The 26,352-nt window shown below is 36.2% G+C and carries 28 protein-coding genes and 1 pseudogene; 20 read left to right on the forward strand and 9 right to left on the reverse strand.

The window, feature by feature from the left end; all coding sequences use genetic code 11:
• Positions 1-302 precede the first annotated feature (302 nt).
• Complete coding sequence (locus BOQ62_RS02785; RefSeq protein ID WP_129036924.1) at positions 303-725, reverse strand: DUF5684 domain-containing protein; 423 nt, start codon at positions 723-725, stop codon at positions 303-305.
• An 82-nt stretch (positions 726-807) separates the two neighbouring features.
• A complete protein-coding gene (gene gyrB, locus BOQ62_RS02790; protein ID WP_129036926.1) occupies positions 808-2,742 on the reverse strand; it encodes a DNA topoisomerase (ATP-hydrolyzing) subunit B in 1,935 nt (644 codons plus the stop codon).
• Positions 2,743-2,975: 233 nt separating this feature from the next.
• Here gyrB and BOQ62_RS02795 point away from each other — a divergent pair, with 233 nt between their 5' ends.
• Genes BOQ62_RS02795 through BOQ62_RS02805 form a run of 3 tightly spaced genes read left to right on the forward strand, consistent with a single transcriptional unit; the run spans position 2,976 to position 5,843 of the window.
• Entirely contained in the window at positions 2,976-4,319 is a 1,344-nt protein-coding gene (locus tag BOQ62_RS02795) for a cytochrome ubiquinol oxidase subunit I (protein WP_129036928.1), read from the forward strand.
• Positions 4,316-5,320 carry a cytochrome d ubiquinol oxidase subunit II gene (locus BOQ62_RS02800; RefSeq protein WP_129036930.1) on the forward strand — a complete coding sequence of 335 codons (1,005 nt, stop codon included), beginning with the start codon at positions 4,316-4,318 and terminating at the stop codon, positions 5,318-5,320. The genes BOQ62_RS02795 and BOQ62_RS02800 overlap by 4 nt, the downstream gene beginning before the upstream one ends.
• Positions 5,321-5,327: 7 nt before the next feature.
• The gene (locus BOQ62_RS02805; protein WP_129036932.1) at positions 5,328-5,843 is read left to right on the forward strand and encodes a ClbS/DfsB family four-helix bundle protein; all 516 of its coding nucleotides are present in this window, start codon (positions 5,328-5,330) and stop codon (positions 5,841-5,843) included.
• Between the two features lie 36 nt (positions 5,844-5,879).
• On the opposite strand, the gene lysS is transcribed toward BOQ62_RS02805, so the two are convergent.
• The 4 genes from lysS to BOQ62_RS02825 all read right to left on the reverse strand — a co-directional run bounded on the left by lysS (position 5,880) and on the right by BOQ62_RS02825 (position 9,387).
• Positions 5,880-7,577 (reverse strand): lysine--tRNA ligase, encoded by a 1,698-nt coding sequence (gene lysS, locus BOQ62_RS02810; RefSeq protein WP_121487272.1) that lies wholly within the window; start codon positions 7,575-7,577, stop codon positions 5,880-5,882.
• A 285-nt stretch (positions 7,578-7,862) separates the two neighbouring features.
• On the reverse strand, positions 7,863-8,792 hold the full coding sequence (gene rlmF, locus BOQ62_RS02815; RefSeq protein ID WP_129036934.1) for a 23S rRNA (adenine(1618)-N(6))-methyltransferase RlmF: 930 nt from the start codon (positions 8,790-8,792) through the stop codon (positions 7,863-7,865).
• A gap of 17 nt (positions 8,793-8,809) precedes the next feature.
• Positions 8,810-9,169: a c-type cytochrome gene (locus tag BOQ62_RS02820; protein WP_228413623.1), complete on the reverse strand. Its 360-nt coding sequence runs from the start codon at positions 9,167-9,169 to the stop codon at positions 8,810-8,812.
• A complete protein-coding gene (locus BOQ62_RS02825; RefSeq protein ID WP_105703150.1) occupies positions 9,169-9,387 on the reverse strand; it encodes a hypothetical protein in 219 nt (72 codons plus the stop codon). Before BOQ62_RS02825 ends, BOQ62_RS02820 begins: the two co-directional genes overlap by 1 nt.
• Positions 9,388-9,703: 316 nt before the next feature.
• On the opposite strand from BOQ62_RS02825, the gene BOQ62_RS02830 reads away from it, so the two are divergent.
• The 14 genes and pseudogenes from BOQ62_RS02830 to BOQ62_RS02895 all read left to right on the forward strand — a co-directional run bounded on the left by BOQ62_RS02830 (position 9,704) and on the right by BOQ62_RS02895 (position 21,867).
• The gene (locus BOQ62_RS02830; RefSeq protein WP_228413625.1) at positions 9,704-10,039 is read left to right on the forward strand and encodes a cupin domain-containing protein; all 336 of its coding nucleotides are present in this window, start codon (positions 9,704-9,706) and stop codon (positions 10,037-10,039) included.
• 668 nt (positions 10,040-10,707) lie between these two features.
• On the forward strand, positions 10,708-11,352 hold the full coding sequence (locus BOQ62_RS02835) for a hypothetical protein (RefSeq protein ID WP_129036936.1): 645 nt from the start codon (positions 10,708-10,710) through the stop codon (positions 11,350-11,352).
• A 245-nt stretch (positions 11,353-11,597) separates the two neighbouring features.
• On the forward strand, positions 11,598-13,022 hold the full coding sequence (locus BOQ62_RS02840) for an anthranilate synthase component I family protein (RefSeq protein WP_129036938.1): 1,425 nt from the start codon (positions 11,598-11,600) through the stop codon (positions 13,020-13,022).
• A gap of 68 nt (positions 13,023-13,090) precedes the next feature.
• Entirely contained in the window at positions 13,091-13,693 is a 603-nt protein-coding gene (locus tag BOQ62_RS02845; RefSeq protein ID WP_129036940.1) for an anthranilate synthase component II, read from the forward strand.
• Positions 13,694-13,734: 41 nt separating this feature from the next.
• A complete protein-coding gene (trpD, locus tag BOQ62_RS02850; protein ID WP_129037086.1) occupies positions 13,735-14,721 on the forward strand; it encodes an anthranilate phosphoribosyltransferase in 987 nt (328 codons plus the stop codon).
• 59 nt (positions 14,722-14,780) lie between these two features.
• Positions 14,781-15,554, forward strand: coding sequence for an indole-3-glycerol phosphate synthase TrpC (gene trpC, locus BOQ62_RS02855; protein WP_129036942.1), 774 nt, complete (start codon positions 14,781-14,783; stop codon positions 15,552-15,554).
• An 11-nt stretch (positions 15,555-15,565) separates the two neighbouring features.
• Positions 15,566-16,249 carry a phosphoribosylanthranilate isomerase gene (locus tag BOQ62_RS02860; protein ID WP_129036944.1) on the forward strand — a complete coding sequence of 228 codons (684 nt, stop codon included), beginning with the start codon at positions 15,566-15,568 and terminating at the stop codon, positions 16,247-16,249.
• Between the two features lie 17 nt (positions 16,250-16,266).
• Positions 16,267-16,779: a hypothetical protein gene (locus tag BOQ62_RS02865; protein WP_129036946.1), complete on the forward strand. Its 513-nt coding sequence runs from the start codon at positions 16,267-16,269 to the stop codon at positions 16,777-16,779.
• Positions 16,776-17,321, forward strand: coding sequence for a GNAT family N-acetyltransferase (locus BOQ62_RS02870; RefSeq protein WP_129036948.1), 546 nt, complete (start codon positions 16,776-16,778; stop codon positions 17,319-17,321). The genes BOQ62_RS02865 and BOQ62_RS02870 overlap by 4 nt, the downstream gene beginning before the upstream one ends.
• Positions 17,322-17,325: 4 nt before the next feature.
• Positions 17,326-18,510 (forward strand): tryptophan synthase subunit beta, encoded by a 1,185-nt coding sequence (gene trpB, locus BOQ62_RS02875; protein ID WP_129036950.1) that lies wholly within the window; start codon positions 17,326-17,328, stop codon positions 18,508-18,510.
• Between the two features lie 88 nt (positions 18,511-18,598).
• A pseudogene (gene trpA / locus BOQ62_RS02880) lies at positions 18,599-19,345 on the forward strand (tryptophan synthase subunit alpha); the annotation flags it as partial.
• Between the two features lie 31 nt (positions 19,346-19,376).
• On the forward strand, positions 19,377-20,105 hold the full coding sequence (lipB, locus tag BOQ62_RS02885; RefSeq protein ID WP_129036954.1) for a lipoyl(octanoyl) transferase LipB: 729 nt from the start codon (positions 19,377-19,379) through the stop codon (positions 20,103-20,105).
• A gap of 422 nt (positions 20,106-20,527) precedes the next feature.
• A complete protein-coding gene (locus BOQ62_RS02890; protein WP_129036956.1) occupies positions 20,528-21,487 on the forward strand; it encodes a protein-glutamine glutaminase in 960 nt (319 codons plus the stop codon).
• Positions 21,488-21,555: 68 nt separating this feature from the next.
• Positions 21,556-21,867: a hypothetical protein gene (locus BOQ62_RS02895; protein ID WP_129036958.1), complete on the forward strand. Its 312-nt coding sequence runs from the start codon at positions 21,556-21,558 to the stop codon at positions 21,865-21,867.
• Between the two features lie 6 nt (positions 21,868-21,873).
• Here the strand turns inward: BOQ62_RS02895 and BOQ62_RS02900 are convergent, their stop codons facing one another.
• Positions 21,874-22,626: an SDR family oxidoreductase gene (locus BOQ62_RS02900; RefSeq protein WP_129036960.1), complete on the reverse strand. Its 753-nt coding sequence runs from the start codon at positions 22,624-22,626 to the stop codon at positions 21,874-21,876.
• Positions 22,627-22,879: 253 nt separating this feature from the next.
• On the opposite strand from BOQ62_RS02900, the gene BOQ62_RS02905 reads away from it, so the two are divergent.
• From BOQ62_RS02905 to BOQ62_RS02915, 3 genes are read left to right on the forward strand one after another with little or no spacing between them, the layout of a single operon-like run.
• Entirely contained in the window at positions 22,880-23,512 is a 633-nt protein-coding gene (locus BOQ62_RS02905) for an NAD(P)H-dependent oxidoreductase (protein ID WP_129036962.1), read from the forward strand.
• A 32-nt stretch (positions 23,513-23,544) separates the two neighbouring features.
• Positions 23,545-23,979, forward strand: coding sequence for a MarR family winged helix-turn-helix transcriptional regulator (locus BOQ62_RS02910; protein WP_129036964.1), 435 nt, complete (start codon positions 23,545-23,547; stop codon positions 23,977-23,979).
• Positions 23,980-24,405 (forward strand): organic hydroperoxide resistance protein, encoded by a 426-nt coding sequence (locus tag BOQ62_RS02915; protein WP_129036966.1) that lies wholly within the window; start codon positions 23,980-23,982, stop codon positions 24,403-24,405. It begins immediately after the preceding gene.
• A gap of 191 nt (positions 24,406-24,596) precedes the next feature.
• Here BOQ62_RS02915 and BOQ62_RS02920 read toward each other — a convergent pair whose 3' ends face one another.
• Together BOQ62_RS02920 and BOQ62_RS02925 are read right to left on the reverse strand one after the other, a co-directional pair.
• Positions 24,597-25,232 carry a peptide deformylase gene (locus BOQ62_RS02920; RefSeq protein WP_129036968.1) on the reverse strand — a complete coding sequence of 212 codons (636 nt, stop codon included), beginning with the start codon at positions 25,230-25,232 and terminating at the stop codon, positions 24,597-24,599.
• Between the two features lie 163 nt (positions 25,233-25,395).
• Positions 25,396-26,268, reverse strand: a complete 873-nt coding sequence (locus BOQ62_RS02925) for a ChaN family lipoprotein (RefSeq protein WP_129036970.1) — start codon at positions 26,266-26,268, stop codon at positions 25,396-25,398.
• Between the last annotated feature and the right edge of the window lie 84 nt (positions 26,269-26,352).

Below are 26,352 nucleotides of genomic sequence, written 5' to 3' on the forward strand. Positions count from 1 at the left end.
ACTTTTTTAAATGTACCTATAAGGCTATGAACACATTATCAACTTTTCATCATCAAATTCTGAAAAGTTAAAACAGAATATTTATACTCATTCTATATTGGGAGAAGGAAATATTTATTCTGTGGCATGAAGGGATAAACTTCATATTGTCTGCATTTCAAATTTAAAATAAATTATAATTCAGATGTTTTATAGGATGTAGAATTAATAATAAAAGAAAGTACAATAAATTCTACAATTGAAAACATTGTTCATAAAAAAGACCTCATTGCTGAAGTCTTTAAGTTTTTTCTCTTTCTTTTTTAATCATTTGGAACCAGCTTACTATCAAACTGATCGCTTCCAAGACCCAATACAGGAATAAAAATAAATCCAAAAAGGAGAATCAGAATTGTGTAGAGAGGAGTTTCTTTGGAAAAACCTTTAGCCAGCCTGTCATATACTACCCAACATGCATAGATATTCACGAGCGGAATACAGAAAAGAATGATCCACCATATCGGTTTTTTCACAATTTCCAGTAATACAATTGTATTATAAATAGGAATAAACGCAGCCCACGCATCTTGTCTTCCTGCTTTCTGGAAGATTTTATACATGCAGTATCCGTAGAAGATATAGCAAAGTAATCCGAAGAACATAGTTCCTATCCCTAATCCTGCAGCCGCTGCACCAGATACCGAATCAGCCCCATTGTAAGGGTCTGTTTGTAAAAGAGTTAACATATTATTTGTTTTTTTGGTTTATCCAAATATAAAAAAAGCTTCTAAATAATTAGAAGCTTTTTTATGATATTTTTAAAAAGGTTTATGCATCAATTTTTGCATATTTCGCATTTTTCTCGATAAATTCTCTTCTTGGTGGAACCTCATCTCCCATCAACATTGAGAATACACTATCAGCTTCAACAGCATTATCGATAGTTACCTGCTTCAGAATTCTGTGTTCCGGATTAAGTGTTGTTTCCCAAAGCTGCTCCGGGTTCATTTCTCCAAGACCTTTGTAACGTTGCACTTCTACTCCTTTTCCATCCGGGGCCATTTCTAATGTAAACTCTTCACGTTCTTTTTCGTTATAAGCATACACTTTTTTGTTCCCTTTCTTTAATAGGTATAAAGGTGGCTGAGCAATATAGATATATCCATTCTCAATAAGTTCCTTCATATATCTGAAGAAGAACGTAAGGATCAATGTCGAAATGTGGGATCCATCAATATCGGCATCGGTCATAATAACGATCTTGTGGTATCTTAGCTTAGCCATATTCAATGCTTTGCTGTCTTCCTCAGTACCTACGGAAACTCCAAGAGCAGTATAGATATTTCTGATTTCTTCATTGTCATATACTTTATGAAGCATAGACTTCTCTACGTTCAGAATTTTACCTCTTAATGGAAGAATAGCCTGGAAGTGTCTGTCACGTCCCTGCTTAGCAGTACCTCCTGCGGAATCTCCCTCTACAAGGAAAATTTCAGATTCAGCAGGGTCTTTGGAAGAACAGTCAGAAAGCTTTCCAGGAAGGCCAGAACCTCCCATCGGAGATTTTCTCTGAACCATTTCACGCGCTTTTTTAGCGGCCTGTCTTGCTTTTGCTGCCAAGACAACTTTTTGAACAATTACTTTAGCTTCATTAGGGTTCTCTTCTAAGAAATTAGTAAGCATCTCTCCTACAATCTTATCAACAGCACCAGAAACTTCAGAGTTTCCTAATTTTGTTTTGGTCTGTCCTTCAAATTGAGGTTCCATTACTTTTACAGAGATTACAGCTGTTAATCCTTCACGGAAGTCATCACCGGTAATTTCTACTTTTTCTTTTGCAGGAAGCCCTAATTCATCGGCATATTTCTTTAAAGTTCTTGTTAAAGCTCTTCTGAAACCTGCCAGGTGAGTACCTCCTTCGTGGGTATTAATATTATTAACGTAAGAGTGAAGATTTTCGTTGAATGACGTATTATAACGCATTGCTACCTCAACAGGAATATCATCTCTTTCACCTTCCATGAAAATCACGTGTTCCATGATCGATTCACGGTTACCATCAATATAAGCAACAAATTCTTTTAACCCTCCTTCAGAATGAAAAACTTCTGTTCTGAAAGAACCATCTTCTAATGCTTCTCTTTCATCAGTCAGAGTAATTGTAATTCCTCTATTAAGATAAGAAAGCTCTCTTAAACGAGTTGCTAATGTATCGTAATTGTAAATTAATTCTGTAAATATACTATCATCCGGCTGGAAAAACTGCTTGGTACCTCTTCTTTCACTGTGGCCGATCTCTTCAACACCAGTCTGAGCTTTTCCTCTTGAATAAATCTGCTGATAAACGTTTCCGTCTCTGTAAACAGTAGTAATCATTTCGTTGGAAAGTGCATTCACACAAGAAACCCCAACCCCGTGAAGACCTCCTGAAACCTTATAAGAGTCTTTGTCAAACTTACCTCCGGCTCCAATTTTTGTCATTACCACTTCAAGGGCAGATTTTTGCTCTTTTTCGTGAAAATCAACCGGGATACCTCTACCGTTATCACTTACTTCAATTCCGTTTCCTTCCTTGATGTTAACGAAGATTGTATCGCAGTATCCTGCCAATGCCTCGTCAATAGAGTTATCTACTACTTCATAAACCAAGTGGTGAAGTCCTCTGACTCCTACATCACCAATGTACATTGAAGGACGCATACGAACGTGCTCCATTCCTTCCAATGCCTGAATACTACTAGCTGTATATTGTTTTTGACTCATATTAAAAATTAAAAATCCTGCTATATGCAAAGACTTACAAATATCGTGATTTTTTCGAGGTATGAAAGTTAAAAAGTGTCAAAAAAATGTAGAGTTTTCTTAGGGAAAACATAAAGAATAGGATGCCGATAAAAGGTTCAAAATTAAAAGGTATTGGTGAAATACCAACTGTTGTAAATCATATTCAACATCAATAATTTATGCGTAAATTTATTTACTGAAAAGTTGATATTATGGATGATTTTATAGCAGCACGCGCTCAGATGGCACTCTCTCTGGGCTTTCATATCATATTCTCCTGTGTGGGTATGGTGATGCCTTTTCTGATGGCTTTTGCCCATTGGAAATACCTTAAAACCAATAATGAAGTATATAAAGGATTAACAAAAGCATGGAGCAAAGGGGTTGCTATTCTTTTTGCTACCGGCGCTGTTTCAGGAACAATGCTTTCCTTTGAACTTGGACTTCTATGGCCTGGTTTTATGAAGCATGCAGGACCAATTTTCGGAATGCCGTTTTCTTTAGAAGGGACGGCCTTTTTCATTGAAGCTATTGCTATCGGGTTCTTTTTATATGGATGGGAAAGATTCAATAAATGGTTTCACTGGTTCTGCGGATTTCTTGTAGGGGTAAGCGGACTGGCTTCCGGAATTCTGGTGGTAGCAGCCAACTCATGGATGAACTCTCCCACCGGTTTTGATTATATTAATGGACAGTACCTTAATATAGACCCTATCAAAGCGATGTTCAACGATGCATGGTTTCCGCAGGCACTTCACATGACAGTTGCAGCATTTTGTGCAACGGGATTTGCTGTAGCCGGAGTACATGCTTTTATGATTATGCGAAAAAGAAATATTGAATTTCATACCAAAGCGTTTAGAATTGCAGTAGGTTTTGCTTTGATTGGAGCATTTGGTGCTCCATTAAGTGGTGATGTTGCCGCAAAATCAGTAGCAGAAAGACAACCCATCAAATTAGCAGCTATGGAAGCTCATTTTGAAACTGAAAAAGGGGCTTCATTTGTGATTGGGGGAATTCCTGATGAGGAAAAAGAAGAGGTAAAATATGCCGTGAAAATCCCAAAAGTTTTAAGTTTTCTGGTGAGTAACGATTTCAATGCTGAAGTAAAAGGTCTTAAAGATTTCCCAAGAGACGAATGGCCTCCTATTGCTGTTGTTCACTATGCTTTTCAAATCATGATCTTCTTTGGAGTGGTGATGATTGCGATTGGTGCTATTTATTTATATGCTTTCTTCTTCAAAAAAGAATGGCTAAGCAAACATTGGCTGTTAAAAACCTTCTTAATAGCAACCCCTTTCGGATATATAGCACTGGAAGCCGGATGGACGGTAACTGAAGTGGGAAGACAGCCATGGATCATTTATGGCATCATGAGAACGGTAGATGCTGTCACTCCAATGCCGGGAATACAATATTCATTCTACTTCTTTACGGCTATTTTCATCTCATTATCATTGATCCTTGTTTTCCTTTTAAAGAGACAGATCCAAATGGTACCAAGGCTTTACGATCCTACCGATTCTCAGTTTAACGATAAAAACAAACAATCATGATCTACGTTGTAATAGGTTTTCTCTGGCTATCCATATGCCTTTATATTATTCTGGGCGGAGCTGATTTCGGAGCTGGAATTGTAGAACTTTTCACCCATAAAAAAGCAAGGAATAAAACCCAGGAAATCATGTATGAATCCATAGCTCCCGTTTGGGAAGCCAATCATATGTGGCTGATCATCGCAATTGTAATTCTCTTCGTAGGTTTTCCTGAAATATATACTACCATGTCTACTTACCTTCATATTCCTTTGGTATTGATGCTTTTGGGAATTATTGCGAGGGGAACAGCCTTTACGTTCAGACATTATGATGCGGTGAAGGATAACTGGCAGGTTTTATATACTCAGATCTTCTACTATGCAAGTCTTTTGACTCCTTTCTTTTTGGGATTAATTGCTGCTGCAACCGTTTCACATTCTATCAATCCTGATGCTGTTGGCTTTCTGGATTTGTATGTATTTAGTTGGCTGAACTGGTTTGGAGTTTCTGTAGGTTTATTTACAGTAGCCCTTTGTGCTTATCTTGCTTCTATCTTTTCATTAAGAGAAACCCGTGATAAAGCTGATCTTTTATTAATGATCAGAAAATCCAAGCAGACAATGATTTTTGTTGTCATTACAGGAATTCTGGTATTTTTTACCGCTTATATTTCAGATATTCCCCTTTTGATGTGGGTATTTTCCAAGCCTTTGGGGATTATGTCGATTGCTTTTGCAACGATTGCTTTACTGCTTATTTTAAGAGCATTGAACCGTCAGAAACTGCTGCCTGTACGTGCTTTGGCAGGATTCCAGATGGTGATGATTCTGGTAGCCGCAACGTATCAGCATAATCCGGATATTATTTTATTAGGAAACGGGCAGCACCTTTCATTACTGGAACATATGGCTCCTGAAAAAACTATTGCCGCATTAGGATGGGCATTGATGCTGGGTTCATTATTTATTCTTCCGTTTTTATTTTATCTGATGGCTTCTTTCAGCAAATTGAGAAAATAGGTAAAATATGCAGACTTATAAGGACAAAACAGAACTCATTGAAGAGCTAAAGAAAAGATATCTGCTCTATGATGAGGAGTTTAATGATATCAAAGAAGAGGAAAAAGATCTTTTACAGGCTGGAGTTGATAAAACCCCATCGCAAAATATTTCTTATCAATTGGGTTGGACTCACCTGCTTTTACAATGGGAATCCGATGAAAAAAAGGGAATTGAAGTAAAAACTCCCACTCCTGATTACAAATGGAATAATTTGGGAGGGTTATACCAATCTTTTTATCATGAATATGGTTCTCATAGCTTACAACAACAAAGAGAACTTCTGCAAAATCAGGTTAATGAAATTATTAACTGGATAGAAAGCCTTGATGATGACACATTATTCACTCCCGGCCAGAGAAAATGGGCAACCACACCTGCTCAATGGCCAGTCTGGAAGTGGGTTCATATTAATACCGTAGCTCCGTTTAAGAATTTCAGGACACAGCTTCGGAAATGGAAAAAAGAAAAAGGTACAGAATAGTTCTGTACCTTTTTTATTTATATTTTCTGAGAAATCTTAAGCCAATTTCATCAAAAGATTTTCGTCAATCTTCTCTACTTTCACAATATTATTTTTTGTCAAAGTTTTAGAAGCTTTATCCCATTTTTTTCCGGATAACTGGCTTCTTTCTTTTACTTCAGCTAGAGACATTGCTTCTTCCTGAGAATTAAGAATTTCAAGGATTACTTTTTCATCCTCTCCCAATTCAATTTGAGGAACCGCTTTTTCAGGTCTCATCTGAGGGAAGAATAATACTTCCTGAATTGATGCATTATTCGTTAAGAACATAATTAATCTGTCCATACCGATTCCTAATCCTGAAGTTGGAGGCATACCATATTCCAACGCTCTTAAGAAGTCCTGATCGATGAACATTGCTTCATCATCCCCTCTTTCAGATAATGCCATCTGTGCTTCAAAACGTTCTCTCTGATCGATAGGATCATTAAGCTCTGAATAAGCATTTGCGATTTCTTTACCACATACCATTAATTCAAAACGCTCTGTTAAGCCTTCTTTGCTTCTGTGTTTCTTTGTCAATGGAGACATTTCGATAGGATAATCTGTAATGAAAGTCGGCTGAATGAAGTTTCCTTCACATTTCTCACCGAAGATCTCATCAATCAGTTTTCCTTTCCCCATCGTCTCATTCACTTCAATACCGATAGACTTGGCAAAATCATATAGTTCCTTCTCTGTTTTTCCAGTAATATCAAATCCTGTAAATTTCAAGATCGCTTCTGTCATAGAAACTCTTGGATAAGGCGCTTTGAAATCTACATTATGTTCTCCGAACGTAGCCGTAGTAGTTCCGTTTACCTGGATAGCACAGAATTCCAATAATTTCTCAGTGAAATCCATCATCCAGTTGTAATCTTTGTACGCTACATAGATTTCCATAGCAGTAAATTCCGGGTTGTGCGTTCTGTCCATTCCTTCATTTCTGAAGTTTTTAGAGAACTCATATACTCCGTCAAAACCACCTACGATTAATCTTTTCAGATATAATTCGTTGGCAATTCTTAAATATAATGGAATATCTAATGCATTGTGGTGCGTGATAAACGGTTTTGCTGCTGCTCCACCAGGGATAGACTGTAAGATTGGTGTTTCCACTTCAAAATATCCTGCATCATTAAAGAATGTTCTCATGGCATTGAACAGTTTTGTTCTCTTCACGAAAATTTCTTTTACCTGTGGATTTACCGTTAAATCTACATAACGCTGTCTGTATCTCAATTCAGGATCTGTAAATCCATCATGTACAACACCGTTTTCATCAGTTTTTGCCTGAGGTAGCGGACGTAAAGCCTTTGTAAGAAGCGTAAAGTTTTTCACTAAAACCGTCTTCTCTCCTACCTGTGTCGTAAACAATTCTCCTTCGATACCAATAATATCACCGATATCCAAAAGGTGCTTGTATACTTCATTATATAGTTCTTTATCTTCACCCGGACAGATCTCGTCTCTGTTGAAGTAAACCTGGATTTTTCCTTTAGAATCCTGCAATTCTGCAAAAGAAGCTTTTCCTTGAATTCTGCGGGACATCAATCTTCCAGCAATCTTCACCTGTTTACTTTCAGAAAAGTCCTGTTTTATAGATTCTGTAGTATCTGTAATTATATACTCATCCGCAGGGAACGCATTAATCCCCATTTCAGTAAGCTTATTAAGCTTTTCTCTTCTAATGATTTCTTGTTCTGATAATTGCATTTCTTATTTTTCTAAAAGCGTACAAATTTAGGCATTTTTGACCTGATCATCAATGGCTTTTTTCAGAAATTTTAAAAAGTGAACAAGGAATGGAGTTGAGATAAGGGATATAAGGTACTAGAACCAATAATTGAAGTATTTAAACGCTGGGGTCGCAAAGATTATTATTAATATAATGGTAAAAAAAACGATCGCTAAGCCGTTTCACTTAGCAAGACACCCTATTATTAGTTAATTTAGGCTCGTAATTTGGGCTATAGTGCTAGAAACTTTAAACCTTGAACTTTAAATAAACCAGGTTTTTCTGTTTTTTTGAGGAATAAACGTCCAGGCCAGCATCCTGCTTACCTTTTGTCCCTGAGCCATATCAATGGTTTTTACCTCTATGGCTTTTACTTTCTTTAAAAGATGGGTCAGTTTATTGAGGTTCTCTTTTTTGGAAACCAGACAAGTGAACCAAAGCACCTGAGATGAAAACAATGCGCTTTCATTAATCATTTTTGTGATAAATGACAGTTCACCACCTTCACACCACAGCTCAGACTGCTGCCCGCTAAAGTTAAGAAGAGGCTTAGATTTCTTTGATTTACTAAGATTTTTTGTTTTCCTGATATTCCCTTTCATGGCAGATTCTTCAGAATCATGAAAAGGAGGATTGCACATGGTAAAAGTGAATCTATCGTCAGGATTAATAATATTAGTAAAGATACGATCAGCTTCCGGCTGATTTTTTAACAGAATAACAGAATACAGATCTTCATTTTGATCCAGAATTTGTTGAGCATTTTTCAAAGAATCCTGATTGATATCTGTTCCCAGCACCGTCCAGCCATACGACCTGTGGCTGATTAAAGGATATACAAGATTGGCTCCTGTTCCTATATCCAGACCTTTCACAGAATTCCCTATTGGAATTTCATCATTCTGTTCAGCTAAAAGATCCGCAATATAATGTACATAATCTGCCCTTCCGGGAATGGGTGGACAAAGATTGGAGTCTGGAATATCCCAGCCTTTAATAGTATAGAAATGTAAGAGTAAGGCCTTGTTGAGCAGTTTGACTGCTTTGGGAATACTGAAATTAATGGTTACCGTCTGATAAGCATTAATGAAAACATAGTGTTTCAGTTCCGGCACACAAGAAATAAGCTGATCGAAATCATAGGGATTACGATGCAGATTTCTTGTGTGCAGACTGGATTTTTCAGCGGACATATTTTATTTCTTCTGACTTAAAATATATTCCACCATTTTTTGGCATCTTCCTTAGACACCTGTGGATGGGCGGCCATAGGCACACTTCCCCATACTCCACTTCCGCCTTCTATAATTTTGGAAGCCAGCAATTCTGTATCCTTTTCAGAGTACTTTCCTGCAATTTCCTTATAAGAAGGTCCTATCATTCTCTCATTAACAGCGTGGCATCCTGAACAATCTAATGTCTCCATGATTTGATCACCGGAAAGATTGGATTTTGCAGGCTCTGAAACAGCTGCTGTTTCAGAAGAAGGGGCCACTTCTGCTGTATTTTCTTTTTTAGAACAGGAAACGATCATAAGACCCAATATTCCTGCTAAAAGTATTTTTTTCATTATTTCTTCGCTGTAGAATCTGTTTTAGCAGCTTCAGGTGCAGGAGCAGCCGGAGTTGCAGCAGCTGGAGCAGCAGTTTTAGCAGTAGAATCTACAACAGTAGTTGCTTCTGGCTCTTCAAGCATCGTGTTGCTATCCTGTAAAGAGTGATCTGCTTTTTTTGAACAGCTTGCTAATAATAAACCTCCGATAAATGCGATTGCTAATACTTTTTTCATTTTTTTCTAATTTGGAAGCAAAAATATAAAAAATAAACTTCTAAACTTATGACAAATGTTTTCTTTGATAAATATTTTTTAAGGACTGAATCTTAATTTAATTCATGAAAAATAATTCAAAAATTAGAGAAATTTAAATTAGGTTATTATTTTTGTATAACAAATTATCGAACCAAAATCAATCCATTAATATGAAGCTTATGATTAAAAGAAGTTTAATAAGTGCTGCTTTCTTTGCAGTATCTTTTTCTATTGTCCTCTCCTGTAACAGCTCATCAGACGATCCACATTCAGAATATTCTGATAAATTGAATCGGTGACACTTTTAAAGACAACTAAATCATGGGATGGAACGGTATATCCGGCCTATCCTACCACACAGCCGGAAATCACAGTTCTTAAAATTGCTGTACCTCCCAATTCTGCATTGAGTTGGCATAAACATCCTGTGATCAATGCAGCTTATGTAGAAAAAGGTGAAATTCAGGTGGAAAGGAAAGAAGATGGCAAAACACAATGGATCCGTAAGGGTCAGGTGCTGCCGGAAATGGTGAATGTTGGCCACCGAGGAAAAACGGGGGATAAAGGAGTTACTCTGATTGTTTTCTACAGCGGAACTCCTGATATTCCGTTGTCTGAACCCGTACAATAATGGTTTAAACGCTATGTTCGCAAAGAAAATTATCATAAAACTATATTTTTTTTGTTCGCAAGGGCACTGCGTTTAGCTAATGACAGCCGACTTTGCTGAGTGAAACGCCATTGCGACCGTTTTAATAGTAATTTAATAACATCTTTGCGATCTCTGCGTTTAGATGACTCTTCTACAGAACCAATACAATAAATAATTTAAACACTATGCTNCGACCGTTTTAATAGTAATTTAATAACATCTTTGCGATCTCTGCGTTTAGATGACTCTTCTACAGAACCAATACAATAAATAATTTAAACACTATGCTCACAAAGTAATTATTATAAAACTCTATTTTTTTGTTCGCAAGAGCACTGCGTTTAGCTAATGACAGCCGACTTTGCTGAGTGAAACGCCATTGCGACCGTTTTAATAGTAATTTAATAACATCTTTGCGATCTCTGCGTTTAGATGACTCTTCTACAGAACCAATACAATAAATAATTTAAACACTATGCTCGCAAAGTAATTATTATAAAACTCTATTTTTTTGTTCGCAAAGGCACTGCGTTCAGCTAATGACAGCGGGTTTTGCTGAGTGAAACGCCTTTGCGACCGCTTTATACATTAGTATTAAATATATCTTTGCGACCTCAGCGTTTAAATAAAATAATTATATTTAAGCTATGGTTTTAATTTCAAAAATTCTGTTTTTCACCAGTCATCACGGTTTTTATACTGTGGTTCTACTGTTTGTGTTTTTTGGACTTCTCTCCTATCTTACCAAAAAAGCATGGTTATTGATTCCAATCATTCCACTGGCTATATTAAACGGAGTTGGCGGACAGTTTTTGAATGCATGGTTTTTAAATAAATACGGTGTTGAGAGCACAGCCATTATCACATCTGATGTAGAAACCAACTCTACGCTGAATGATATGTATATCCACGATTATGAGGCTATTGTGAAAAAGCAGAACGGAAAATATGTCTCTACTTTTTTCTCCACTACTTCTGCTGCCATCTATCCAATTGAAAATGCCATAAGAATTCCACAAACAGAAGTTTATTTTCCTGTAAAATATATTCCGGGATATGAAAAAAACATGGTCATTCTCTACTATCAGTCTGATGAGGGACAAGCCAATCTTAAGTATTCAAAAATGGCTCCAGTCAACTCCGCCAGAATCAAATATGAAGCAGACCGAACGAATAAAGAGTTCATTGAAGAATATATTTCTGCTTTGGAAGGTTATGTAAAATATGATGATAACGAAACTTACAAAGAAAAAATCAAGGAATTAAAACAAGAGCTCAAGCAGCTTAAATAAAGGATTTCTATATTAAGTTTATTTATTTTTTGATATTTTTTAGTCTTGGTATTAAAAAAATTTCTACATTTGTCCCATGTTAAAAATGAACAACAATATTTGGTGGTGGCTTTCAAACTCTTCGTCGGGTCTGAAGGTATTGTCATGTTGTTAATCACAGCAGAAATAATCAAAAAACAATATATAGGCTTTGACGGATACCGTTAAAGCCTTTTTTATTCCTTAATCTTACAAAAAACAACAAGATGTTTACAAACACAATTAAAATAAAAACTGTTTCGAAAAAAACACTGGGAGATCTTCATACTCCTATGAATATTTACCTTAAGATCAGGGATAAATTCCGTGATACGATTCTTTTGGAAAGCTCAGATTCAAAAAGTATTGATAATAATTTTTCTTTTATCGCAGTGAATGCCATTGCCGGAATTGAAGTGAAAAACCTCAACGAATTTGAAATTAAGCTTCCTGCTTCTGCTCCCGTAAAGCAATTGATTAATGACCAAAAGATCACAGATATATTTGAAAAATTCAGAAATATTTTTAAATGTGAAGAAACGAATGATCCTATAGAACAAACGGCTCAGAGTCTTTTTGGTTACACAAGTTTTGAAGCGGTTCAGTTTTTTGAAAACATTACTCTTAAACCACAAAGCAAGGAAGTTGAAATTCCTGTGATGAGATACAGATTATATCAATATGTAATTGCTATTAATCATTTCAATGATGAAATGCATATTATTGAAAACTTCATTGATGGGGTAAAATCTGAACTTCATCTGCTAGAAAACCTTATTAAAAATCAGAATACTCCGGTTTATCCTTTCGAGAAAACAAGTGAGGAAACCTCTAATATTACTGATGAAGATTATCTTGAACTGGTAAAAACAGCCCAGAAACACTGTATGCGCGGGGATGTCTTTCAGCTTGTTCTGAGCAGAAGATTTGAGCAGAAATTCAAAGGAGATGAATTCAATGTGTATCGTGCTTTGAGAAATATCAATCCTTCTCCTTACCTATTCTATTTTGATTACGGAAATTACAAATTATTCGGATCAAGCCCCGAAAGCCAACTAATCATTAAAAATAATAAAGCAATTATTCACCCGATTGCCGGAACTTCCAAAAGAACTGGAAATTTTGAAGCTGACCTTGAAGCTATTGAGGTTTTAAAAGCCGATCCTAAGGAAAATGCAGAACATACCATGCTGGTTGACCTGGCAAGAAATGATCTTGGAAAACTTGGGAAAAATGTAACGGTTACTAAACTTAAAGAAATCCAGCTGTTCTCTCACGTGATTCATATGGTAAGTGAAGTGACAGCAGATGTTGAAGACAATATCAATCCTCTTGAAATGGTTTCTGCCACTTTCCCTCAAGGTACACTAAGCGGTGCTCCGAAGCATAAAGCACTTCAGCTGATCAATCAATATGAGAAAGATTCCCGTGGATATTACGGCGGATGTATAGGAATTATCGGGTTGAATGGAACCTGCAATCAGGCCATTATGATCAGAACCTTCTTAAGCAAAAACAACACGTTATTTTATCAGGCTGGTGCCGGCCTTGTTGCTAAATCTGTCCCTGAAAGCGAATTGCAGGAAGTCAACAACAAACTAAATGCTCTGAAAAAAGCCGTAGAAAAAGCTGAAAAAATAGTTGAGAAATAAACCTAGCAACAAAAAAGAACCAGCAACCAGCAACAAAAAAACACCAGCAACTATCTAACAAAAAAGCAATGAACAACAATATAAACACACAACAGTCACAGCTTAAAGTTCTCGTTTTCGACAATTATGACAGCTTTACCTATAACCTTGTCCAGATTATTGAAAGAATTCTGGATCAAAGAGTGGATGTGGTAAGAAATGATAAAATAACGCTTGAAGAGATTGGTAAATATGACAAAATTATTCTTTCTCCCGGCCCCGGTATTCCTGAAGAGGCAGGTATTTTATTAGACCTTATTAAAGAATATGCTCCTACAAAAAGTATTCTTGGGGTATGTCTTGGTCAGCAGGCCATCGCTGAAGCTTTTGGAGGAAGTCTGATCAACCTTTCTGAAATCTTCCACGGAGTAGCAACTACTACTGAATTGGTAAAAGAAGACACCAAGATTTTCAAAGATTTACATTCAGGACTGGAAGTGGGAAGATACCACAGTTGGGCAGTAAACCCGGAAGGTTTCCCGGAAGAACTGGAAATCACCGCTGTAGATAAAGATGGAATGATCATGGCTTTGCAGCACAAAACATATGATGTGCACGGAGTACAGTTTCATCCTGAAAGCATTTTAACGCCGGAAGGAGAAGTAATCATTAAAAACTTTCTGTTGTCATGAAAACCTTAGAAATCCCTTCAACAACTATAAAAACACCACAAATGAAAGAAATATTACAATACCTCTTCAACCATAATACGCTTTCAAAATCAGAAGCGAAAGCCATGATGATTGAGATTGCACAGAATAAATTCAATGCTGCAGAAGTTACAGCTTTCATGAGTGTTTTCCTGATGCGAAATATCACATTGAAAGAACTGGAAGGCTTCAGAGAAGCATTGTTAAAGATGGCTGTTTCGGTAAATATTGATGCCAGTGATGCCATCGATATTGTAGGAACCGGAGGTGACGGAAAAGACACCATTAATATATCAACGCTAGCCAGTTTTGTAGTAGCCGGAGCCGGACAGAAGGTTACAAAACATGGAAATTATGGAGCTTCCACCACTACAGGATCATCCAACGTACTGGAAGAACTTGGATATCAGTTTAAAAGCAATTCAGAACAATTGAACGAAGATCTTGAAAGAGCGAATATCTGCTTTTTACATGCTCCTCATTTTCACCCCGCACTGCAATCAGTGGGATTATTGAGAAAATCTTTGGGATTGAGGACTTTCTTCAATCTTTTGGGACCATTAGTGAATCCTGCAAAACCAAAATATTCCATGATTGGAGTTTATAATCTGGAAATTGCAAGAATTTATCAGTATCTCCTTCAGAAAGAGGAACGTGAATTTATGCTGGTACATGGTCTTGACGGGTATGATGAAATAAGCCTTACCGACGACAGTAAAATCATTACAAAAAACGGGGAAGAAATCTATTCTGCTGAAGATTTGGGCTTCAATCCGGTAACATTGGAAAATATTAAAGCAGGAACTTCTATTCAGGAAACTGCAAAAATATTTATGGATATTTTAGAAGGAAAAGGTACGGAACAACAGAACTCTGTAATTCTTGCCAACGCTTCAGTAGCGCTGCACAACACCAACAAATTCGGGACGTATGACAACTGTCTTTTAATGGCTCAGGAGAGCCTTCAAAGCGGAAAAGCATTGAATAGTTTTAATCTTTTGATCCATTAAGATTCACCATTCACTTGCAAAGCAAAATTCACTATTGACAACATTACAGACACAAAAAAATGACCATACTGGATAAAATTATTGAACGAAAAAAAGAAGAAATTGCTGGAGCTAAATCACGTATTTCATCTGACCGATTAAAAAGCACAGCCTTTTTTGGAAGACCAACCCATTCTCTGAAAGAATCCATCGAAAATAAGAACGGAATTATTGCTGAGTTTAAAAGACAATCTCCTTCAAAAGGAATCATCAACAATAGCGTACAGCCTTTAGAAGTAGTTTCTGCTTACGAAAAATTTGGAGCGAGCGGAATCTCTATCCTGACTGACCATGATTTTTTCGGTGGAAACCTTAATGATATTGTAAGTGTAAGAAATGACATCAACATTCCGATTTTGAGAAAAGATTTTATGATTGATGAGTATCAGTTTTATGAAGCCAAAAGCATTGGTGCTGATGTTATTTTATTAATCGCCTCATGTCTTTCTCCTTCACAGGTACAGGAATTTACAGAACTTGCTCATAAACTGAAAATGGAAGTTTTACTGGAAATTCATACGGAAGATGAGCTGAAGCACTTTAATTCAAAAATCGACTTAGTAGGGATCAATAACAGGAACCTTAAGGATTTTAAAGTAGATCTGCAGCATTCTGTTCAGTTAAAAAACCAGCTTCCGAAAGGCGTTTTATCTGTTGCAGAAAGCGGAATTTACAGTCTTGAAGATTTTAAATTTTTAAAAGAAAAAGGATTTGACGGTTTCCTGATGGGAGAATATTTTATGAAAAATACAAATCCGGCGAAAGCTTTTGAAGAATTTTCTTCTCAGATTTAAAATCAATAATAATGAGCCTGCAACCTACAACCTCAAACCTGCCTCCTCAACTCAAAGTCTGCGGTCTTACAAAAACAGATCAGATTCAGGAATTAATTTCGATGAATACAGACTTCCTTGGTTTCATCTTCTATGAAAAATCACCGAGATATGTTTTGAATCATCTGAACCTGAAAGAAATCTCAATGATTGACCACCAGGGAAAAGTAGGTGTTTTTGTGAATGAAGAAATGGATGAAATTTTAAATATTGTTCAACAGGCAGATTTAAATTTCGTACAGCTTCATGGTGATGAAAGCAATAATTTTATTACTGAATTAAGACAAAAACTGAATCCGAAAGTCGGGATTATCAAAGTAATAAGAGTCGGAAATAATGATGATAACAATAAAGATAAGTTAGCACAAACTTTTTCCTCCAACCTGCAACCTATTACCTATTATCTATTCGATACTGACAGCAAAGCTTTCGGTGGAACAGGAAAACAATTCGACTGGAATATTCTTAATGAATTTGAAATTCCCATTCCCTACTTTTTAAGCGGAGGAATTTCTGAAGAAAATATAGGGAATATTAAAGCATTGAAGCAACAGCCTTTTGCTTTAGATATCAATTCAAAATTTGAAACAGCGCCCGGCAATAAAAATATAGACAGCATAAAAAAGTTTAAAACTTTATACCAGCAAAACAGATAACTGATAAAAGACACACAATGATGAATATACATTTGCTAAAGAAGACATTTTATAAAACATTATTCCCGCCCAAATTCGGAAATGAAAAAATCCAGAATCTGTATCACTTTATTGCTGAAAATGACAGTAATATAGAACACTGGGAAGTGGGTGGATTATTGTCTAAATTCATTGGCGCTATTAAAGATTTTGAAGAAAGTGACATCCAGTATTTTTTTGAGAGAATCAGCCTATGGAACAGTTATTATCTGGTTATTATTTCGGATAAATTTTTAGAAAATCACGTAAGATCAGTAGTAAAATATGATTTAGGACTGATTTATGCTAAAATATTTCTGCTGTATGAAGATTCTGATCCTTATTATCTGATTGACAATCTGGAAATTGCCATTACCATGTATCAATCCAAAATAGATAAAGCAACCTTAATTGATTTAATGCATAAAATAGAATTATTGTATTATAAAAAACTGATTACCAAGCAACAATACGATTATAATCTTGCATTTATTAATAGTTTAAATCCATGAAATATCAGATAAAAGAAACGAAAGATTTAACGGAAACAGAGATAGAACATATCCTGGAACTTTGGGATATTTCTGCCTGGAATACGATGAAATCTGACTATTTCCGTACTTTCTTTAAAGATTCAGAATTTCATTTTCTGATGGATACCAATGAAAATATATTAGCCATTATGAGAGTAAATTTTGATTTTACTTTAAAACTGGCAGATAAGAATTACTCCTTTGCAGAAGCAGTAGGACTTGTGTCCGCTCATAAAAAGAAAGGCTATGGTGCTATGTTGGTCAGAAGTTTCAAAGAGAATGTTATTCAGAGGAATATGGAAATGATAGGTTTTTGTCATTCGGATCTTCGCCCTTTTTATGAAAAATGTGATATAGAAATCCTGCAGGATAAAGCCAAAATGATCAAAGAAAGCATCGGCTCCGAGTGGGTGAATTCTGAAGATGATGATGTTTTGATTTTTCATACAACCCAGGAAAGAAAAGAGCTGCTCAATCAGCTAAGTTCACAAAACAATGCTTATTTAATTACTAAAGAATAAAAAAATGAATTATAAAAACCCCGATGAAAACGGATATTATGGAGAATTTGGAGGTGCTTTTATCCCCGAAATGCTCTATCCTAATGTAGAAGAACTGCAAAAAAACTATCTTGACATCATAGCATCTGAAGATTTTCAGGCTGAATATCAGGATTTGCTTAAAAATTATGTAGGAAGGGCTACTCCATTATATTTTGCTAAAAACCTAAGTAATAAATATAATACTCAGATTTACTTAAAACGTGAAGACCTCAACCATACCGGAGCTCATAAGATCAATAATGCTCTGGGACAGGTTTTATTAGCAAAACGTCTTGGAAAAACAAGAATTATTGCTGAAACCGGCGCAGGACAGCATGGTGTTGCGACCGCTACAGCATGTGCTTTACTCGGTCTGGAGTGTATCGTCTATATGGGAGAAATTGATATTCAGAGACAAGCCCCGAATGTGGCAAGAATGAAAATGCTGGGGGCAGAAGTCGTAGCAGCTACTTCAGGTTCAAAAACCCTTAAAGATGCCGTAAATGAAGCATTAAGAGACTGGATCAACAATCCTGTGACGACTCATTATGTCATCGGAAGCGTTGTTGGACCTCATCCTTTTCCAGATCTTGTAGCAAGATTTCAAAGTATTATTTCAAAAGAAATTAAAGAACAGCTTCAAGAAAAAATCGGAAGAGAAAACCCAGATTATGTGATTGCCTGTGTAGGTGGAGGAAGTAATGCAGCAGGAACTTTTTATCATTTTGTGGAGGAAAAAGAAGTGAAAATTATTGCTGCTGAAGCTGGAGGATTGGGTGTAGATTCAGGAAAATCTGCTGCAACTACTTTCTTAGGAACGCTTGGAGTTCTTCATGGAAGCAAAAGCCTTGTGATGCAGACGGAGGACGGACAGGTGATAGAGCCCCACTCTATTTCCGCAGGATTAGATTATCCTGGAATAGGTCCTTTCCATGCGCATTTATTCAAAGAAAAAAGAGCGGAATTCTTTAGTATTAATGATGATGAAGCTTTGAAATGTGCGTTTGACCTTACCAAACTGGAAGGCATCATTCCTGCTTTAGAAAGTTCTCATGCGCTGGCTGTTTTAGACAAGAAAAAATTTAATGAAAACGATGTTGTCGTGATTTGTCTGAGCGGTCGTGGAGATAAGGATATGGAAACGTATCTTAAAGAAATTAGAAGTTAGATACTAGAAATTAGTAAGTATTACCTAATAAAAAGTATTCACCTTCTAACTTCTAACCTCTAATTTCTAACTTCTAACTTCTAACCTCAATAATAAAGAAATGAAAAAACTAAATATATACTTCACAGCAGGGATTCCTCAATTGGAAGATACTGCTGACATTATACAACTGATTCAGGATTCCGGAGCAGATATGATTGAAATAGGAATGCCCTATTCTGATCCTGTTGCAGATGGACCTGTGATCCAGAAAGCTCATGAACTGGCTTTACAAAACGGAATGACTATTGAAAAATTGTTGTCTCAACTGAAAGCCATCAAAGATGAAATCAGAATTCCGATTATTTTGATGGGATATATCAATCCTGTATTAAGTTTCGGATTTGAAAAATTCTGTGCGGCATGTTCGGAAAGCGGTGTTTCAGGGCTGATCCTTCCAGATCTTCCTCCTATTGAGTTTGAAAAAAATTACCAGCATATTTTAAAACAGTATAATCTCAATTTCACCTTTTTGGTTACCCCGGAAACATCTGATGAAAGAATGATCTATCTGGATTCTTTAAGTTCAGGATTTCTGTATGCAGTAAGTTCTTCTTCTACCACCGGAAATGAAAATGCTGTTTTAAAAAATGAGAACTACCTTTCCAGGGTAGCATCCCTTCCACTTAAAAATCCGGTGATGATTGGATTTGGAATCAAGTCGAAAAACGATTTTGAAAATGTAACGGAAAAAGCAGATGGCGGTATCATTGGGACAGCTTTTGTCAACATTTTACTTCAGGATAGAGATTGGAAGAAAAGTGCTATAGATTTTATCCATTCTATAAAAGGGTAAAATTCACTAAATTTGTATATCAAAAATTGAAATGAATACAAATCAAAATAAAGCAGTAGAATTTGAAGATTTAGGAATCAAAGAATATCAGCCAACCTGGGATTATCAGGAACAACTGATGAAAAACATCATTGATACCAAAATAAAAAACAGGGATCTTCCTGCAGAACAACACATTACTACTCCCAACCATCTTCTTCTCGTAGAGCATCCGCACGTTTATACGCTAGGAAAAAGCGGACACGAAGAAAATATGCTTGCCGGTATTGATAAACTGAAAGAAATTGATGCTACTTTCGTGAAAGTAAATCGTGGCGGAGATATTACCTATCACGGTTATGGACAGGTTGTAGGCTACCCTATTCTTGATCTTGAAAACTTTTTCACAGATATTCATTTATATATGAGAAATCTGGAAGAAGTAATCATCAGAACCATTGCCGAATATGGTATTAAAGGAGAACGTTCCCCTGGAGAAACCGGAGTATGGCTGGATGTAGGAAAACCTTATGCCAGAAAAATGTGTGCTATGGGAGTGAAAGCTTCCCGTTGGGTAACTCTTCACGGCTTTGCATTGAATGTGAATACAGATATGCGTTATTTTGAATACATTATTCCATGCGGAATCAAAGACAAACAGGTTACTTCTTTGAAAAGAGAACTTGAAAGAGAACTTACGCCCGTAGAAATGGAAGAACTGAAAGCAAAGATCAGAAAACATTTTGCAGATGTGTTTCAGGCGGAATTGATTTACAAATAGTCATAGTGACTTACGATAATAAACCCAGTTTCAATAATTGAAACTGGGTTTTTAGTTTAACTGTTCTTAGATTGCTTAGATTCCTACGGAATGGACAAAAGCATGGATAGCTTATATAAGATAGGGTGTTTGTCAGTTAAAACGGATACTCCTCCACATTGTCTATTCCGTAGGAATCCAACCTATAAAAATCAAGAAAACCACAATTTCAAAAATTCCCTGTTTTCTGTGAGTTTACCATTAAAATTATTAGATATTATCTCATTTTCAATACTATAAAATCAATAAAATAACAAAATAATTTATTTTTTTTGAAAAAATGCTTGCATATATTTTAAATTTTATTACTTTTAATATCACAAAATAGTGAACTATCACCACTAAAAAGTTCACTGCAAATTAACCACCAAAATATAAAAACTATGAAAAAATTTCTGTTATCCATGATGGTATTCGTGACGATGCTGTCATTCAATGCCTGCTCAGATTCAAGCGCCAATCAGGATCCTAATCTCGTTGCCAAGGAGTCTAACGAAGTTGCGATGAAAGATTTCGGTAAGACTGTCCCGGTAGGGATAGAAAAAGAGGATGGAAAATTTAAAGTTTCATTTATGGTTTCAGCGCAGCCGTATCATATTAAAGATACTAAGGAAAATGCGGGATTCATCTCTATGATCAAAGAAGCTGTAGAAAATGAAACTCCGGTTCAGGTTTTCCTGAAAGCTAATTCTAATGAAATTGCAAAAGTAGACAAACCCACTGCTGAGGATATCCGTTATTTCAAATCAGTATTCAACAAAGAAGAAAGAGGCGACAGTAAAAAAGCAGTAAGTGTTATTCCAAATCTTGCAACGCTGAACAGCTTATTCACTCAAATCAAAAATCAGGCTTGCGGAACTTCTACGGCATCTTCACCATGTATCACATTCAGATATCCTGTGGATGGATGCTATGCCAGAGCTCACAAAATGAGACAAATCCTTTTGAATGCAGGTTACGATTGTGAAAAACAATTCGTTTATGGTAACCTTAGAGCTTCTACAGGAACATGTTGTGTATCATGGGTATATCACGTAGCCATTTTGGTAAGCTTTAAAAATGCTTCAGGAATTGTTGAAAAAAGAATTATTGACCCATCATTATTCTCCAGCGGACCTGTAACTGACGCTGCATGGAGAGCGGCATGTACTAATACAAGCTGTGGATCTGCTTCTGTATCTTCTTTTGCCAATACAGCAGGAAATGTATACTACAGAAGTCCATCCGGATCTTTATTATATGACAATAACTATGTAAATACCAACTGTGTATTGAATATATTCTCATCCCTTTCAGGATGTTCTCCTTCCCCTGCACCTAGTGTAGCGAGCTGTGGATTTTAACTAATTTATAGAGAGCTCCTGCCATATTTTGATATATTGCAGGAGCTTTTTACTTAATCTTTTTTATTATGAAAGCCTGGTCCTATTTACTATTACTTTTTATTATGATTACATCCTGTTCCGGTAATTCCAGTTCACAGAACTTAACCTGGTATAATAACGCCACGATTTCCAACATCATGGAAGATCCCGATAAACCGAATGAAGTGGTACGTGTTGCTATAGGAATCAGTGCACAGGTTTTTTATCTCTCTAAAAAATCACCGGAATACAAAAGCCTAATGGAAAAAGCAACCCAAAGCTTTAAAAAAGGTAAGACCTACAATATTGGTATTGAAAACAAAACCAATATCATCAAAGAAATTAAAGAGATCAAATAATCCACATTATCTGATCACAGAAATTCCGGCATCTACTTTTATCTCTGCTCCATGGATATAAGAAGCCTCTTCTGAAGCCAGAAACAGAACCACATTGGCTATCTCTGACGGTTCACCCTGTCTTTTAAAAGGGATGGTAGGGATGATATCTTCAATAGCACTTTCTATCTGCTCTCCCGTTAATCCTGTATTATTAAAAATATTGGTTTTAATATGCCCTGGACTTACTCCATTCACACGAATTCCACGTTCTGTAAGTTCTACTGCAAACGTTTTGATGAATGACTGCACTGCAGATTTTGCCGCAGAATACACCGAAAAATTGTGCATTGCAATTTCTGTTGCTACTGAAGTATTGAAAATAACTGAACTTCCGGTTTTCATCAGAGGTAATAGCTGCTGAACTGTAAAAAATGGTCCTTTAACCAGCATATTAAAGAGTTCATCAAACTGATTTTCATCTACATATTCTACAGGAGCAAATCTTCCGTAACCCGCATTGGCAAAGACCAGGTCAATATGGTCTGTATACTCTCTGACTTCCTTATACAGGTTCATCAAATCCTTTATATCTCCTGCATTGGATACGATTCCAAAAGCCATTTCTCCGAGCTTTTCCAAAGCATTATTCACTGTTTCTTCACTTCTGCCTGTAATAATGGCTCTACCTCCTTCTTCAATGAATTTCTGAGCAGTGGCTAAGCCCATCCCATTGGTACCTCCTGTAATTAAAGCGGTTTTGTTTTTAAATCTCTGCATTGTTTTTAGTTTAAATTTCTATGGCAAAGATTGGAATACAAAGGCTTTGAAAAAATCCGAATCATGTGGAAATCAACAAAATTGAAGCTATAATTTATCTTTTTAAATTTCATCAATAATAGCGATCAATAAAATCTTTCAAAATTAAATTGTGTACAATTAAATTGAGTGTACATTTGTACAGTTAATTTACTTCAACATAAAAACAGAAGTGATAAAAACGTCAAATAGTTTAATTTAAAAACAAAAGAAAATGTCATTAATAGAAAATCTAAACTGGAGACATGCTGTAAAAGCTTATGATCCAACCAAAAAAATTTCACAAGAAGACCTTAATACTATTTTAGAATCAGCCAGACTGGCTCCTACTTCATCCGGACTACAACCGTTCAGAATTATTGTAGTGGAAAACCAGGAATTGAAAGAAAAAATGGTAGCAGGTGCTTTAAACCCTGAAGTCATGAGAGATTCTTCTCACGTTTTGGTCTTTGCAGCATGGGACAGCTATTCTAATGAAAAAATTGACAAAGTTTACGATTATCATACGGATGTAAGAGATCTTCCGAGAGGCCGTTTCGGAAGCTATACGGACACCATCAAAAAAATTTATGGAGCACAGACTCCTGAAGAGCATTTTGCACATACTGCCCGCCAGACTTATATTGCCTTAGGAATTGCTCTTGCACAGGCGGCAGAACTTAAAATAGACAGTACACCGGCAGAAGGTTTCAACAACGCTGTAGTAGATGAAGTACTGGGATTGAAAGAATTGGGATTAAAAAGTGTAACTCTTTTATATCTTGGATACCGTGACGAAGCTAATGACTGGCTTTCTTCTATGAAAAAGGTTAGAATTCCAATGGATGAATTTATCATAAAAAAGTAATACCTTCATCGAATCTTTCGTACTCAAAAATTATGGAAAATCCGAAAACACCCAAACTAGAAAACCAGATTTGCTTCCCGCTGTATGTAATTGCCAAAGAGATTACAGGGCTTTATCGTCCTTTTCTTGATGAACTGGGCATTACCTATCCGCAATATCTCGTAATGATGATATTATGGGACGGTGACGGACTTACAGTAACGCATATCGGAGAAAAACTGTTTCTGGACAGCGGTACTTTAACCCCTCTTCTTAAAAGACTGGAGTCTAAAGGATTTATCATCAGAAAAAGAAAAAAAGAGGACGAAAGGGTGGTTGAAGTATTTTTAGACGAAGCGGGAAAACAGCTTCAGCAGAGGGCTTGTGAAATTCCGGGAAAAATTCAGGAAAAACTGGGGATACAACCGGAAGAACTTCTGCACCTTAAAGACACCGTCCTAAAAATATTAAACAAAATAGAAAAATAAATGAAAACGTTATATACCACTAAAGTTACTGCTCAAGGAGGCAGAAACGGACATGTGAAAAGTGAAAACGGAGTTTTGGAACTTGATGTAAGAATGCCAAAAGGTTTAGGAGGAGCCAATGATGATTTTGCCAACCCTGAAATGCTTTTTGCTGCAGGTTATTCTGCATGCTTTGACAGTGCATTGAACAGAGTAATCAGTCTTTCTAAAGTAAAAACCGGAGAAACAAAAGTAACCGCTCAGGTAAGCATAGGCCAGCTTGAGAATGGAGGTTTCGGACTGGCAGCAGAACTGGATGTAAATATACCTGGAGTTTCTATTGAGGAAGCTCAGGAATTAACAGAAAAAGCACATCAGATCTGTCCTTATTCTAATGCTACCAGAAATAATATGCAGGTGAAATTTTCAGTAACCAACAACGATTAATCCAATTTTTTTAAGCATAGTTATAACGAAAGGAGCTGTTTCAGTAGAAACAGCTCCTTTTTATTATATGATTTAACCACAGATTTCGCAGATGAGCACAGATGATTGAGGATATTTTTTTATATAATTCTTAAGAATTTCATTCATAATTCATAATTCATAATTCATCATTCATCATTTATAATTTATAATTACCTTCTGTCTTTATTTACATCGCTTTTCTGATAGGCATCTACTTTTCTGTAAGAATCGTTTTTTTCTTTTTCTTTTTTATCGGAAATCAGAATTCCGAAAAGATGGTCTATTTCATGCTGGAAAATTACTGCTGTAAAACCTTCTACAATTTCTGAATATTTCTGTCCTTTCAAATCCACATATTCCAGTTGGATCACTTTACTTCTGTAGAACTGATCTCTGAACTCAGGAATAGACAAATCACCTTCAGGACCAAGATTCTGAAGATCAGAACGCCAAACAATCACAGGGTTGATAAAGTATTCCAACGGAGTTCCTTCTTTATCAAAACGCTGTACCCAGATGATCTTTCTATTGACTCCTACCTGAGGAGCAGCAATTCCTACTCCGCCATCTGTAGAAAGAAGAGATTCTTTCATTCTTTTTACCAGAACAGCTGTATTCGGGTCCAGAGGATCTGCTTCTGAAGAAATACTCAGCAATGTTTTATGCTGATTGGAATCTGTAGTCTGATAAATTGGCAATGCGGTGTTTACGTCTCCCTGATTGATGATTGAAATTTCATGGGAAGTCAGTTTTTGTGCATTGGACAGTCCGGTAAAAAAGATTAGTAGAATGGCTAATTTATTCATGTTTTTTGAATGTTGTACAAAGGTAGATATTGTGGAGTAAAAATGACTGTTAAAAGTTTATCAATAAGTATGTTTTGGCTAAAGCCAATGGATTTTTTAATTAAAAATGGCCGGGCTAAAGCCCGACCCTATTGAATATTTTTTCTTTCAAACAAATGAAAGTTTAAAAAGTCTTTGTCATATCCGCCGGAATAATCAGATTAAAGTCCGTTGGGATATAATCTTTTGCTGGTACTTTCAGTTCGGGATCGTCTGATTCAAAAACGGAGATAACTGCCATTTTCAGATTAGGATTTTTCTGTTTGATATACCAATAAATTCCACCGAATTCTTTGCTGTGGTAGTTTCCGTTGTAATGGATGAAAGTTTTTCCTGCCTGGTAGCTTTTCAGGATAGATTCAGCCATTGTAGCGTCTTTTGTAGCCTGAGCTGAGATAAAATTCATCACTTTGGTTCCTTCTGCATGATCTCCCATCATCTTTTTCATTTCCGGATAGCCAGGAGTGTCTAAAGTCACTTTGATAGGCAACTGAGCAATGTAGGTTTTCTCTTTCTCGCTTAATTTATTCAGAGATTCAAGACCTTCTTTTGCGGTTTGAGACGCATATCTTCTTGGGATATTGGTTGCTATAAAATTCAGCTTTTTATCTTTAGCAAAATCTACCAAAGGCTTGTAATCTGTTGCATAATTATTCCACAAACGGGCAGAATCTTTCAATGTTTTAGCATCAAACTTTCCGTTTACATATTGATCCAGCTGAGCCTGATTGTCTCTTTCAAACATTTCTGCTCCTAAAATAAGCTGTCCGTTCTTCTTTGCAAACAAAGCTTCTGTAATTTTAAGCTGAAGCCAGTGATTGATAGAACTGTTATGATTTTCGCCAAAAAAAACCACATCATAATCTGCCAGTTCTTTTACAAGCTTTTCTGTCTTTATTTCTTTTCCTTTTTTATCATAAAATTGATACGCCTTAAAATCCTGCGCCTTCAATGAACAGAAACCGGCAAGCAGTATCGCTATGAAAATATTTTTCATTTTTTTATATTTAATCACAAATTACACAAATATTCTGGCACCTGCAGATCGCATGCAATAAAAAAGACCGCTTTGAATTTTACA

The sequence above is a fragment of the Chryseobacterium sp. CH21 genome (assembly GCF_004119445.1).
In the GTDB taxonomy this organism is placed as follows: Bacteria; Bacteroidota; Bacteroidia; order Flavobacteriales; family Weeksellaceae; genus Chryseobacterium.